This window comes from Methylobacterium indicum (assembly GCF_017347565.1).
GTDB lineage: Bacteria > Pseudomonadota > Alphaproteobacteria > Rhizobiales > Beijerinckiaceae > Methylobacterium > Methylobacterium indicum.
Map to the genome: position 1 here is coordinate 4,861,493 of NZ_AP024145.1, position 12,505 is coordinate 4,873,997.

Genomic DNA, 12,505 nt, shown 5'->3' on the forward strand with positions numbered 1-12,505 from the left:
GCGTCCTGCGCGCTCAGTCGTCGTCGGCGTCGCCGGAGGCCTGGACCTGGCCCTTCAGCTCCTCGGTCAGCAAGGCCTGCGGCCCGGTCACGACGACCTCCGCCGCCTCGCCGAGGTCGTCGACCACGGAGCGGTCGGCGGAGATCGCCGCGTCCGGCTTGAGGGGGTGCCGGGCGAACGTGTCGGGGCCGACGGCGCGGTAGATCCAGGCACGCCCCTGCCAGTGGACCACGGCGCTCTCCGGCACGGCGATCCCGACGGCCTCCTGCGGCGAGGTCAGGAAGGCCTGCACGCTCATGCCGGGCAGGAGGCCGCTGTCGCCGGCCGCGAGGTAGAAGTAGCTGAGGCCCTGGATGCGCTGGTCGGCCCGCGTCGCCGGCGAGACGAGACGCAGGGTCATGCGGTCGCTCTGCGGCGGCACCTCGGCGGCGGCCGTGGCCGGGGGCGGCTTCATGGCCTCGCCCGAGGGCAGCGTCACCTGCACCAGAAGGTCCGCCCGCTCGATCAGGCGGGTGACGAGGGACGACCGCTCGACGATCCCCCGGCCGAGCACCGATCCCCATTCCTGCTGGGCGGTGGCGGCGAGGGTCCGCACCTGCGATTCGGCCGCGGCCACCGCCGCCTCGTCGGTCGCGGCCGTGCCCTCGACCGTCTCGCGCTGGGCCCCGGACACCACCGTCGCCCCGAGGCTCCTCGCCCGGCGCAGGGCCCCCGCCGAGACCTCGGCCCGCGCCCGGGCGGTCCGCAGGGCGGCGACCGCCCCGGCATAGCTGTTGGCGAGGTCGGTGATGCGGGCCGGATCGAGGACGCTGGCATAGGCCAGGATCTCGATCCTGTGCGGCTGGGCCGCGAGGCGGGCGGTGACGACGCCGATGCGGGCGCGTTCCTTTTCCGTCAGCCGCACGGCGACGCGGCCGCCCTCCGACGAGACGCGCGCCGGCCCCTGGCTCCGGGCCGGCGCGAGCGCGCCAACGCCCAGGCACACGGCCAGCATCCCGGACAGCACCGCCCGCCGCATCGTCGCGCCTCCCCCGTCACGGCTCCGCTTCTAAGCAGACTCGCGTCGGCAGGCCAACGCTTCGCCCGCTTGGGCTCTTGCCGTGTCGCAGATTTTCGGCGCCGAACCGGTAGCCACTTCGGCGAAATCTGCTGAGCGCGGATTGCCGCCCGGAGCACGGGGTCGCGTCAGCGGTCTGGTTCGGGCCGGGCCCCCGATCGCTCGACCCACGCATCCAGCAGGAGATGCGGCAGGGTCAGGGCGGCGAGGAGCTGGAGCGTCAGGGCGAGCAGCCGCCCGGCACCCGGCGCCTGCGGGTAGGTCGGCCAGAGCAGGAGGCCGATGAGCAGCGTGAGCGCGAAGACCGGCAGCGCCAGCACGACCGCCCGCCCCATCCCGTCGACCGAGGGAGCCCGGGCGGGATCGTCGGCGAGCGCCCGCATGTGGCGCGGCGCGTGCAGGCAGACGAAGTAGAGCCCGAACGCGCTGAGCGGCGGCAGGACCAGGAAGGCGAGGGCGAGGGCCGCGAGTTCCGCGAGGAGCCGGGGCGCCGGCCGGGCCGCCAGCAGCCAGACGAGCGCGAGGCCGAGCCAGGCCTGGGCGAGCAGCACCCACCAGGCCGGCAGCACCGGCATCGCGGTCCCGGTCACGACCGCGAAGACGCGGGCGGTGGCGTCGGGCCGGAGGAGCGCCGGGAGCGCGATCGGCAACCCGCCGCGCACCAGGGCCTCGACCGGACGGCCGGGCCCGGCATCCTCCCGGCCGAAATGCAGGACCGACAGGGCGAGGAAGCCCGCCAGGGTCGCCTCGGGGGCGAGCCGCCACGCGGCCAGCACCGCGGCGGTGAGCGCGAGGTAGGGCGCGGCGAAGACCGGGAACCAGGCCCGGCCGAAGCGCGGGCGCAGCAAGGGTTTCGCGACCTCGCCGTCGAGGGCGCCGTGCGGAACCCCGAGGCCGATGACCAGGATCAGGACGGCGAGCCAGCCCGTCTCCCGCGGAAGCAGGGCGGTCGCGGCGAGGAGGAGAGCGGCGCCGGGGAGCAGGCAGGATGCCGCCCCCCGCAGGGTGACGCGACGGAGAACCGGCGGCGGGATCCGCGGCGCATCGGCGCCGGCCGCCGCCGGGATCGGGGAGGGCCGGCGCATCGCGGGCGCCTACTCGGCCGCCGCGACGTGGGGGCGCACCGGCGCCGCCTTGCCCCGGGTGAGATCCTTGCCCTCGGCGAGGTCGCGGTCGACGCGCTTGGCGGTCTGGACGGTGGCCATCAGGCCGTAGACGACCTTCGCCACCAGATCGAGCACCGCGATGATGCCGAGGCCGAGCGCCGGGCCGAGCAGGCCGAGGCCGTCGTCGCCGAAGAGCAGCACGACCGGGTAGGCGAGCCAGATCACCGACAGGAACACGGCGTTGCGCATGAAGTCGGCCCGGGTGTCGTCGCGCTCGCTGGCGTTCTCCTCGCGCAGCTGCACGAAGATCCCGTAATACACCGCCAGGAAGGCTCCGCAGGAAATCGCGAACCAAGTCCATTTCAGCCACGCCAGCTGGCTCAGGCCGAAGACCAGGGCGGTGACGATCATGATCAGGTCGGAGCCGATCATCCCGCCGACGACCGCCCGGCGGCGCATGCCGCTGTGCATCGCGGTGTTGGCGAGGCCCAGCAGCAGCAGCGGCGTGGTGAACGACCAGTCGATGTAGCGCGCGAAGTAGAAGGCCCGGGTGGCGGTGCCGGCATCCGGCCCGGCCGGCAGGAGGATGCTGCCCTGGCCGGTCGCCATCGCGAAGTACGAGCAGGCAGCGATGATCGGCACCAGGCCGTGGATGATGGTGTCGGCCTCCTCGGCCGGGGTGCGGCGCTTGCCGATGAACAGGATCAGGGCGGCGCCGACGCTCATGCCGGCGAAGCCGACCCAGAGCCAGAATTGCGGTGACATCAGATCGTCCGTTGCTCGAAAAGCCAGACCCATCGCGACGGTCCCGAACGGACAGCAGCAAGGCGGCACGGCAACTCAGCCTCGACCAAGGAGTTCCGCACGGTGAGGCGGCAAATCTGACGCAGTTCCCAAGTTTATTTGCGATCAAGCCGCAGGATAATCTAAAAACACAATTATTGTTTCTCTTATGTTTCTGCTCAAAAAATCCGTTATGTCGCTGGATTTTCAGACAATCGAGGAGATGGACGTTCCTCGCCCACGGCATTCGAATAGGGCACGGTTCCCCGGATCGCCACCTATGTCTCGTACGGAGTACAAGTATAAGCCCCGATCACGGGCCGGCCGGCCACCGCGCGTCGTACCGGCTCGGGCGCCGGAGGATCGCTGCGCCGGGTCGGGCAGCGGGCGCGCGATCGAGGGCGCCGTTTCGATCTCGTCGGGGGAGGACGTTGCCCATCGACGACGTCGGGGCTTTCCGGAAAATCCGAGGCGGCTCGGCGAGTCGGACTGGACAGACGACCGGCGCCGCCCTCAACAGAACGGGGCGGCCCCGCCATGCGAAGGTGCCGCGGGAGGCCGATCATCATGCGCAGGGCGACGATTCACGGTGCGGCTCTTGTCTGCCTGCTGCTGCCGCTTCCGGCGGCGGCGCAGACCGCGACGAACCTCACCGCCCTGAAGGGGCTCGCCGCGGTGAGCGTGCTGCCGCGGACCGAGGCGGGGCGGGCGGCGCTCGCCGCGAACCTGCGGGTGACCGGCGACATCCAGTCCGGCGCCGGCCAGCAACCCTACCTGCTGCCCTTCGACGAGCAGCGGCAGCTCGCCCTGCGCGACTGCTTCATCACCGACGGCAACGCCACCGAGCTCGCCGACGGCCTCGGCAGCCGGCTCGGCGCGATCTACCAGGAGCGGGCGCGCTACACCGATTACAAGACGTTCGGCAACGTGACGCAATCGGTCGCCGACCTGATCGGCTACACCAACAACATCACCAAGTCCGACTCGAACTCGGGCAAATACTTCTTCGCGAACGCCACCACCGACGGCAAGGCGCCGGTCACGGAGGCGGCCGCGGCGATCCTCAAGACGCAGGGCGGCGTCACGGACGTGTTCGGCAAGGCCTACGACCGGCCGGCCGGCGCCAAGGGGGCCGACGCCTACGGCAATTCCCGCCCGTTCCAGACCCTGGCGCGGCTCACCGCCTATCGCGGCGCCGATTATTTCGGGCAGGGCTCGCACAGCCTCGACTGGCTGCACGGGCCGAGCCAGAACCTGACCGACAGCCCGTCCTATCCCAGCGGCCACACCACCTACGGCTACACCGAGTCCCTGGTCCTCGCGCTCCTCGTCCCCGAGCGCTACCAGCAGATGATCGTGCGGGCGGCCGAGTACGGCAACGACCGCATCGTCGTCGGTGCCCACTACGCCATGGACGTGCTCGGCGGACGTACGGTGGCGCTGCACGCGGTCGCCCATCTGCTCGCCAACGATCCGGCCTATGTCGGCCAGATCCGCCGCAACCCGGCGGTGATCGGCGAGATGAGCCGGGCCACCAACGACGCGGTCGCGATCACCGATTACCGGGCCGCCCTGGAGACGGCCCGCACCGACCTCACCCGGATCTTGAAGGACGCCTGCGGCGACGCGCTGGCGACCTGCGCGGCGACCGATACCGGCCGCTTCCGCGATGCCACCGCCAACGCCGCCTTCTACGACACCACCCAGACCTACGGCCTGCCGGTGGTCCATGCCGAGACCGCCAACACGGTCGAGGACGTGGGCAAGCTCGCCCCCGAGGCCGGCTACCTGCTGACCGCGGCCTTCCCGTCCCTGACCCTCGCGGAGGCGAACGCCATCCTGACCGAGACGCAGGGACCGGGCGGCGGCTTCCTGGACGACGGCTCGGCCTTCGGGGTCTATTCGCGGCTCAATCTCTACGCCGCGGCCGGCAAGGCCTCGGAGCTGGCGCGCCAGAGGCAAGGGGGGCGCTGAGCGCCCGATCCGCCGGGATGCATAGGTCGGCGCGGCGGACGGCTGACCGTCCGCCGGTCCGCCTCGACCCGAACCGACCGATCCGGCGCTGGAGCCGGCTTGGTGATGTTTGGTGGGGGAACCAGGCTTCAAGGGCACAGGCCGAAGCCTGGGATTCTGGGACAAGAATCTGGGACGCAGCGACGTTTCCCGACCAGGGCATCCGTGTTTGAACTTGAGCCATCGCAACCCTGCAGCGGCTCACCGGACCATGTCGAAGCGAAGCTCCTCCCCGATCCCGGCCTGGCTGCGTCGTCGCGGCTATTCTCCCCGTGCGATGCAGGCGATCGCCGCCGCCGTGCGGCGCTCGGCCCGAAACCGCGACGCCGACGCGACGGAGCACGGCTGCCTGATCATTCCGTTCCCCAAGCGTCCGATGCCGTCGGCCCTGCGCCCGGCGACCGGCGAGGCCGGCCTGCTCCAAGTAGGCGCCTGACAGTAGGCGCCTGACAGCAGGCGTCTGACGTTCGGTGCCTGATCTCCGGCGAGCCGGCGGCGAAGGCCCGCGCGTCAGCTTCCCGGGTTGACGAACAGGCTGTCGAACTCGCCGGGCTCGTAGTCGCGACCGGTGATGTCGGTGATCACGACGCGCTCATGGCCGTCCGCCGCGAGCTCGTCGGCCTTCTCCAAGGCCGCCTGCGGCGAGGTCCGCTGGTAGGACAAATGCCCATCCTGAGTATGGGCCGTCACGACAAGATGCATGGCTCTCCCTGTCTATCGCGGGAGCCATACTACCTGAACATGGCTTCCGGGGCGAGTCGGCCGCGGCGACGCTCCGTCCGGCCCGCGCTGCCGCATCGTCACGGAGAGGCCGCACTCCGGCGCTAGCCCGGTGCGCATCGCCGTTGTTCCGGAGGTCTCCCGATGCCCCTGCTGCTCGCCGCCGGCTCCTGCCTCGCCCTCGGCATCGCCCTCGTGGTGCTGCTCGGTCTGAGCGCCTGAACGAGAGACGCGGTCCGGGGACCGACTCGACGATCGGACGCAATTCGATCGATTGCCTCGCGGGGTGGATTGCGGCTCCCCTCGCGCGTCGGGCGCGCTCGCGATCCGTGTCCGGAAGTCGTTTTCCCGAAAATCGTCTCAGAGCAGCGCCCGCGCGGCATCCGCGATCTTGCGCACCGACAGGTCGACCGCCTCGGCCGCGCCGCTGATCCGTTCCACGGTCCGATGCACCGCGGCGACGCCCTCGGCGGCGCTCCGCATGTTCACCGTCATGGCGTCGGTGGCGGATGCCTGCTGGGCGATCGCCGAGGAGACACCGACCGAGATGTGGCTGACCCGGCCGATCGAATCGGCGATCGCTTCCATGGCCGTCACCGCCGCCGTGGTGGCACCCTGGACGGCCGCGATCTGGGTGCCGATCTCGTGGGTCGCCTTCGCGGTCTGGCCGGCCAGTTCCTTCACCTCGGCGGCCACGACCGCGAAGCCGCGTCCCGCCTCGCCGGCCCGGGCCGCCTCGATCGTGGCGTTCAGCGCCAGCAGGTTGGTCTGGTCGGCGATGGCGCCGATCAACGAGACCACCTCGCCGATCCGCCCGGCGGCCTGGGCGAGGCCGGTGACGATGGTGCCGGCATCCCGGGCCTGCCGCAACGCGGCCTCGGCGGCGGTGCGGGCCTCCTCGGCGTGGCGGCCGAGATCGGCGATCGAGGCGGAGAAGTCCCCCGCGCCAGCGGCCACCGCCGCGACGCTGCCTGACGCCCGCACGGTCTGATCGGCACTGGCGCGGGCCTGGTCCGAGACGTCCGTGACCGCCAGGGTGACCGCGGCGATGTCCGACTCGATCGCGCGCTGGCCGGAGGCCAGGCGCTCGCGATCGTGGACCTGCCGGGTGATGTCGGTGGCGAACTTCACCACCGCGCAGGGCTTGCCGTCGACGCCGAGCACGGGGTTGTAGGCGCCGAAGATCCAGACCTCCCGCCCGCCCTTGCCGACTCGGCGGAACTCGCCCGCCTGGTGGCGGCCCCCGGCCAGGGCTTGCCAGAACGCCGCGTAGTCCGGGTCGTCCCGATCCGCCTCCGTGACGAACAGGCGGTGGTGGCGCCCCACCACCTCGTCGCGGGTATATCCCATCGTCGCCAGGAAGGAGGCGTTGGCCTCGGTGATCACGCCGTCCGGCGTGAAGTGGATCACCGCCTGCGAGCGGTCCAGGGCCGCGACCTGGCCCGCCAGGTAGGCGTCGCGCTCCTTGCGGGCGGTGATGTCGGACGCGAGCTTGACGATCCGGACGACCCGGCCGCGACGGTCGAGGACCGGGTTGTAGGAGGCCTGAATCCAGATCGTCCGGCCGTCCTTGGCGATGCGGCGGAACTCGCGCGTCTCGAACCGGCCCTGCCGCAGGCCGTGCCAGAACGCGGCGTAGTCCGGGCCGTCCCGCTCCTCCGGGGGCATCAGCAGGCGGTGGTGCCGACCCTTGAGCTCGGCCAGGGTGTAGCCGGTGAGCGCCAGGAAGCACGCATTCGCGTCGCGAATCGTCCCGGAGGGATCGAACTCGATCCGGCCTTGGGAACGGTCGACGGCCGCGAGCAGGGCCGCGTGGCGGGACAGGAGGAGGGGCACGGCGTGCGTCTCTTGCTGGACTTGCCCGGGACGATGCGCCCCGATCCTTATCGAACCGTGAAGGACAGATCCCGCCTCACCCAGCAAATAACAGCAAACAAAATCTGCCTTCGGGATCTCTACGACAAAGACACATGTTAAACGACGGCCTCTTCCTCGTCATGTTCGACGAGTTCGCATGAGGCGGACACACAACCCTGGGTTACGCGGCCGCGCCGCTCGCAGCGGCCTCTCCCTTTCGCGGCGTGCGCGGGCCTGCGGCATCGGGCGGGGCGCGCCTTGATGGGCGCGCCTATCGCACCTCCGGCACGGCCGGCCCGGATTCACCCGGGCGCATCGGCCCTCGCCGTACTGGTCCCCGGCGCAGCGATCCGGGGAAACGGTCTGGAATGACCGCGGCACGAGGGGCGCCATCCGGGGGCAGACGATGGATCGGACCCGACCGGCGATCCACCCCGGATCCGGGGCGGCCCTGGATCGCCGGGACCGCGCAACTCGGTCGGTCGGCTCCGGCCTCAGCCCTTGCGCTGCGCCTTCATGTAGCTGGTGATCGCGGACTGGCAGTTCTGGGACAGCTTCGCCCTGTTCTGACGGAAGCAGGCCTGCACCTCGGGCCCATCGGGCGAGAGGTTGCCGCAATAGGTCAGGTAATCGCCGGTACAATACTGCTTGAGCACCGCGCGATCGACCACGACGGGCTCGGCGAGGGCCGCGCCCGTGGTCAGGGCGAGGAGGAGGGTGGAACGCAGGAGCACGGGGTTCTCCGTGAGAGGGAGGAGAGGGCGGTCGACGACGGGCCGGTCCCAACCGCGCGGAGGGCCTCGGCCGGTGGCGTCACTTAGCATTCTTGCGGGTACGGGCAACCTGCCGTTAGGGTAACCCCGAGATCTCGCGACAGACGAGGACCGCGCCGTTCCCGGCAATGCGGTCCTCGTCTGTGGCTGGATCGTCCAGGAGCCTCCTCCGCCAAGACGACGGCGCGGGGAAACCCGCCGGGGCCGTCCGGCGACGAAGGGGAGGGATGCCCGGACGAAATCCGGGTGATCGCTCCGCGAGGTGGATGTCGGCTTGGCGCGGGCGCCGCGCCGGCTCGCGAGACGAGTTCCGGACAACGTCTTCCGGATCGCGTCTCAGAGGCGGCTGAGCCGCACCCGGGCGACGCCCGAGATGCCGATCGCCCGGGCCGAGGCCTGGGACAGGTCGATCACCCGGCCACCGACATAGGGTCCGCGGTCGTTGATGCGCACCACGACGGAGCGGCCGTTGGAGGTGTTGGTGACCCGGACCCGGGTGCCGAAGGGGAGACGGCGATGAGCCGCCGTGAGGGCGTGCGTGTTGAACCGCTCGCCATTCGCAGTGCGCCGACCCTGAAATCCGGGGCCGTACCAGGAGGCCTTGCCGGACTGGGCTTCGGCGGGCGTGCTGGCTTGTATCGTCACTCCGACGGCGCCCGCAGCTGCGAGGCCGATGATCGCCAGCTTTGCCTTCGAAACCATTTCGCATTCCCGTTTTTGTTGCTTGACGCCGCGCAACATAAAACTGAAGAAGGCGACATTATGGAACAGTCGAAGACGAGAAGACTTTGCGTATATTCGACCACGCCAATTGCGGGAACCGACAGGGTTTACGATCGTTAACTGTCTTGGCCGATCAAACCCGGCGGCCCCGCCGGGCCGCGTCTTGCCACGGTGCGGCCAAGGTTCACGGGGTCCGGGCCGTGCCGCGCAGGCCGATGCGGATCAGGTCGGCGAGGGTGCGCGCACCGAGCTTGCGGCGCAGCTGCGTGCAGGCATTGGCGATGGTCTTGTAGCTCAGGCCGAGTTCCTCGGCGATCGCCCCGTGCGAGCGGCCGGCTCCGAGCCGCTCGAGGATCTGCCGCTCGCGCGGGGTGAGGGGCGGGGCCGCCGGCGCCTCGCGGCGCAGCCGATCGACCTCGGCGGCGAGCGAGGGCGCGACATAGGTGCCGCCGTCGCGCACCCGCTCGAAGGCGGTGTGCAGCTCCATCGACGCGGTGTCCTTGAGGACGTAGCCGGTCGCCCCGCTCTCGATCGCCCGGACGGCGATTTCCGGGTCGTCGTGCATGCTGAAGACCAGGATGCGGGTCTCGGGCGCCACGGCCCGGATCCGCCGGATCAGCGCGAGGCCGCTCAGCGACGCGCCCTGGAACGTCAGGTCGGCCACCACGAGGTCGGGGCGGTGGCGCCGGAAGCGGCGGTAGCCGGCGGCGATGCCGGTGGCCTCGTGCACGGTCTCGACGCCGGCATCCTCCAGCACGCGGCGGCAGCCCTGCAGCACGATCGGATGGTCGTCGACGACGAGGACGTTCACGGCCGCGGTAACCTTCGTGGGAAAGGGGCGGCCCGCGACGGCGTCGCGGGCCGGACGTCGCTCAGTTGGTCGGCTCGCCGGCCGCGACCTTGGCGGTCCAGTCGTCGAAGGCGAGGACGGCCTGGCGCTGCTCGCCGAGACCCGCGATGCCGAGGCTGACGACGTCGCCGGACTTGAGGTAGCGCGGCGGCTTCATGCCCATGCCGACGCCGGGCGGCGTGCCGGTGGTGATGACGTCGCCTGGCTCGAGCAGCATGAAGTGCGACAGGTAGGAGACGATCTGGCGCACGTCGAAGATCATCGTCCGCGTCGAGCCGGTCTGCATCCGCTCGCCGTTCACGTCGAGCCACATGTCGAGGTTCTGCACGTCGCCGACCTCGTCGGGGGTGACGAGCCAGGGCCCGAGGGGGCCGAAGGTCGGGCAGCCCTTGCCCTTGGTCCAGGTGCCGCCGCGCTCGAGCTGGAACTCGCGCTCGGACACGTCGTGGCAGACGCAGTAGCCGGCGACGTAGTCGAGCGCCTCGTTGGCATGGACATAGGAGGCCCGCTTGCCGATCACGATGGCGAGCTCGACCTCCCAGTCGGTCTTTGCCGAACCCTTGGGCAGGATCACGGTGTCGGTCGGGCCGACGATGCAGGACGGCGCCTTGTTGAACAGGATCGGCTCGGCCGGGATCGGCGAGCCGGTCTCGGCGGCGTGGTCGGCGTAGTTGAGGCCGATGGCGATGAAGTTGCGCACCGCGCCGACGCAGGGCCCGAGCCGGGTGCCGGCCGGCACCTCCGGCAGCGTCGCGGGATCGATGCGGCGCAGGGAGTCGAGGCTGTCGGCGGCCAGCGCCGGCCCGGCGATGTCGCGGACGACGCCCGACAGGTCGCGGATCTTCCCCGCCGCATCGATCAGGCCCGGCTTCTCCGCCCCGCTCTCGCCCCAGCGCACAAGCTTCATCGCGCGTCTCCCCCATCCATCCGAGCCGGAGCCCCGTCGGGCCGGGACATTGGCGCCGGCGCGCCACCGCCGCAAGCCGGGACTTCCGCGCCCGCGGCACGTCCCCGTTGCAGTTTCGTCACATCTGCGGCGAAACCGTGTCGGAGAGGGTCGGAACGCGCGGGATCAGCCGACACGGCCTATACATGATACTGCACGCGCCATCGAATAAATTCTCACGAACGACTTCCGGATTTATCGATGCCCGCAATCGATCCGGGTCATCGTCTCGAGGTCGCGCGTCGTGGTCGACGCTCCGGCGGGATTGCGCAGCCGCTGCCTCCTACCGCATCATTCCGCCCAAGCCGCGGGCGTCGGGAAGCCACGCGGCACGTCTTACGAAGTCGGGGTCGAGGTAACGTCATGACGGGTTTGGGGAGGACGGCGCTGCTGGCCGGCGCCTCGGTGGCGCTGCTCGCCGGGGCGAGCGGAGCCGCGCAGGCGGGGGCGTTCGGCCTGCGCGAGCAGAGCGCCCAGGCGATGGGCCTCGCCTTCGCGGGCGCGGCCGCCGGCTCGGGCGGCCTGTCGTCGATGTTCTGGAACCCGGCCGTCGTCACGATGAAGCCCGGCTGGAACTCGGACTTCAACGCCACCCTGGTGGCTCCCTCGGCCCGGATCACGCCGACCACCGGCACCTTCCCGCCGCTGATCGGGCTCGGCGACTCCGGCGATATCGGCCAGGCGGCGGTGCTGCCGGCGACCTACTCGAACTACCAGATCAACGACCGGCTGTATCTCGGCCTGTCCGGCGCCGCGCCGTTCGGCCTCATCACCAAGCCGAACCAGGTCTGGGCCGGCCAGACCTACAGCCGGTCGTCCAAGATCTTCACCCTGAACTTCAATCCGGTCATCGGCTACAAGGTCAACGACTGGCTGTCGGTCGCCGCCGGCCCGGTGCTCGAATACTTCAAGCTCACCCTGCGCCAGGCCACCGGCATCACGCCGCTGGCGAACTCGGCGTTCCTCAAGGGCGACGACTGGGCCTGGGGCTTCACCGCCGGCGTGGTCGCGCGGCTCTCGGAGGGCACCACGGTCGGCGTCGGCTACCGCTCGTCGATCAACCACCGGATCGAGGGCTCGGCCTTCGGCATCGGCCAGGTCCGCGCGAACCTCAACACGCCCGAGAAGGTCTCGGTCGGCCTGACCCAGGCGATCACCCGGGACTTCCGCCTGAACTTCGGCTTCGAGTGGGACAACTGGACCCGCATCGGCACGCCGGCGATCGTCTCGGTGGCGCTCGGCCGGCCGGTGACGGCCCTGCCGCTCAACTACAAGAACGGCTTCTACTACTCGCTGGGCGCCGAGTACGACTTCACCCCGCAATGGACCGGCCGCGTCGGCGTCGCCTACGAGCAGTCGCCGATCGACAACTCGAACCGCTCGACCCGCCTGCCCGACGGCGACCGCTACTTCGCCTCGGTCGGCGCCAGCTACCGCTACAGCGAGAAGATCCAGTTCGACGTCTCCTACCAGCACCTGTTCGCCGCCAGCCGCAACCGGATCGCGCTGGTGCCGGGCGAGCCGCTCTACACCGCCCCGCTCGCCTTCCTGGCCACCACCGACGCCAGCGCCGACATCGTCTCGGTCGGCCTGAAGTACCGCTGGGACAACCCGCCGGCCCCGGCGCCGATCCCGGTGCCGCTGGTGCGCAAGTACTGAAGCGCAAGCACCATCGAG

General features: G+C 70.8%; 12 protein-coding genes. 3 read left to right on the top strand and 9 right to left on the bottom strand.

Annotated features, from left to right (window positions below; all coding sequences use genetic code 11):
* Positions 1 to 13: 13 nt before the first annotated feature.
* From miv_RS22560 to miv_RS22570, 3 genes are all read right to left on the bottom strand, one after another.
* Positions 14 to 994, bottom strand: a complete 981-nt coding sequence (locus miv_RS22560) for an efflux RND transporter periplasmic adaptor subunit (RefSeq protein ID WP_244276356.1) — start codon at positions 992 to 994, stop codon at positions 14 to 16.
* 191 nt (positions 995 to 1,185) lie between these two features.
* On the bottom strand, positions 1,186 to 2,142 hold the full coding sequence (locus miv_RS22565; RefSeq protein WP_082171655.1) for a Brp/Blh family beta-carotene 15,15'-dioxygenase: 957 nt from the start codon (positions 2,140 to 2,142) through the stop codon (positions 1,186 to 1,188).
* 9 nt (positions 2,143 to 2,151) lie between these two features.
* The gene (locus miv_RS22570) at positions 2,152 to 2,928 is read right to left on the bottom strand and encodes a bacteriorhodopsin (RefSeq protein ID WP_207178995.1); all 777 of its coding nucleotides are present in this window, start codon (positions 2,926 to 2,928) and stop codon (positions 2,152 to 2,154) included.
* A gap of 585 nt (positions 2,929 to 3,513) precedes the next feature.
* Here miv_RS22570 and miv_RS22575 point away from each other — a divergent pair.
* Both miv_RS22575 and miv_RS22580 read left to right on the top strand, forming a co-directional pair.
* On the top strand, positions 3,514 to 4,920 hold the full coding sequence (locus miv_RS22575) for a phosphatase PAP2 family protein (RefSeq protein WP_207178996.1): 1,407 nt from the start codon (positions 3,514 to 3,516) through the stop codon (positions 4,918 to 4,920).
* Positions 4,921 to 5,170: 250 nt separating this feature from the next.
* The gene (locus miv_RS22580) at positions 5,171 to 5,395 is read left to right on the top strand and encodes a hypothetical protein (RefSeq protein WP_048428808.1); all 225 of its coding nucleotides are present in this window, start codon (positions 5,171 to 5,173) and stop codon (positions 5,393 to 5,395) included.
* 74 nt (positions 5,396 to 5,469) lie between these two features.
* On the opposite strand, the gene miv_RS22585 is transcribed toward miv_RS22580, so the two are convergent.
* The 6 genes from miv_RS22585 to miv_RS22610 form a co-directional block, all read right to left on the bottom strand.
* Positions 5,470 to 5,661, bottom strand: coding sequence for a hypothetical protein (locus miv_RS22585; RefSeq protein ID WP_131800117.1), 192 nt, complete (start codon positions 5,659 to 5,661; stop codon positions 5,470 to 5,472).
* Between the two features lie 378 nt (positions 5,662 to 6,039).
* Entirely contained in the window at positions 6,040 to 7,515 is a 1,476-nt protein-coding gene (locus miv_RS22590; protein ID WP_207178998.1) for a methyl-accepting chemotaxis protein, read from the bottom strand.
* Positions 7,516 to 8,030: 515 nt separating this feature from the next.
* Entirely contained in the window at positions 8,031 to 8,270 is a 240-nt protein-coding gene (locus tag miv_RS22595; protein ID WP_048428810.1) for a hypothetical protein, read from the bottom strand.
* 375 nt (positions 8,271 to 8,645) lie between these two features.
* Positions 8,646 to 9,011: a septal ring lytic transglycosylase RlpA family protein gene (locus miv_RS22600; protein WP_048428811.1), complete on the bottom strand. Its 366-nt coding sequence runs from the start codon at positions 9,009 to 9,011 to the stop codon at positions 8,646 to 8,648.
* 205 nt (positions 9,012 to 9,216) lie between these two features.
* On the bottom strand, positions 9,217 to 9,843 hold the full coding sequence (locus tag miv_RS22605; protein WP_048428812.1) for a response regulator transcription factor: 627 nt from the start codon (positions 9,841 to 9,843) through the stop codon (positions 9,217 to 9,219).
* Between the two features lie 61 nt (positions 9,844 to 9,904).
* Positions 9,905 to 10,789, bottom strand: a complete 885-nt coding sequence (locus miv_RS22610) for a fumarylacetoacetate hydrolase family protein (protein ID WP_058617025.1) — start codon at positions 10,787 to 10,789, stop codon at positions 9,905 to 9,907.
* 402 nt (positions 10,790 to 11,191) lie between these two features.
* Here miv_RS22610 and miv_RS22615 point away from each other — a divergent pair, with 402 nt between their 5' ends.
* The gene (locus tag miv_RS22615; protein ID WP_207179005.1) at positions 11,192 to 12,487 is read left to right on the top strand and encodes an OmpP1/FadL family transporter; all 1,296 of its coding nucleotides are present in this window, start codon (positions 11,192 to 11,194) and stop codon (positions 12,485 to 12,487) included.
* The last annotated feature ends 18 nt before the right edge of the window (positions 12,488 to 12,505 follow it).

Coding starts and splice junctions, on each gene's coding strand:
- miv_RS22560 (WP_244276356.1), bottom strand. CDS start 994: ATGCTGGCCGTGTGCCTGGGCGTTGGCGCGCTCGCGCCGGCCCGGAGC.
- miv_RS22565 (WP_082171655.1), bottom strand. CDS start 2,142: ATGCGCCGGCCCTCCCCGATCCCGGCGGCGGCCGGCGCCGATGCGCCG.
- miv_RS22570 (WP_207178995.1), bottom strand. CDS start 2,928: ATGTCACCGCAATTCTGGCTCTGGGTCGGCTTCGCCGGCATGAGCGTC.
- miv_RS22575 (WP_207178996.1), top strand. CDS start 3,514: ATGCGCAGGGCGACGATTCACGGTGCGGCTCTTGTCTGCCTGCTGCTG.
- miv_RS22580 (WP_048428808.1), top strand. CDS start 5,171: ATGTCGAAGCGAAGCTCCTCCCCGATCCCGGCCTGGCTGCGTCGTCGC.
- miv_RS22585 (WP_131800117.1), bottom strand. CDS start 5,661: ATGCATCTTGTCGTGACGGCCCATACTCAGGATGGGCATTTGTCCTAC.
- miv_RS22600 (WP_048428811.1), bottom strand. CDS start 9,011: ATGGTTTCGAAGGCAAAGCTGGCGATCATCGGCCTCGCAGCTGCGGGC.
- miv_RS22610 (WP_058617025.1), bottom strand. CDS start 10,789: ATGAAGCTTGTGCGCTGGGGCGAGAGCGGGGCGGAGAAGCCGGGCCTG.
- miv_RS22615 (WP_207179005.1), top strand. CDS start 11,192: ATGACGGGTTTGGGGAGGACGGCGCTGCTGGCCGGCGCCTCGGTGGCG.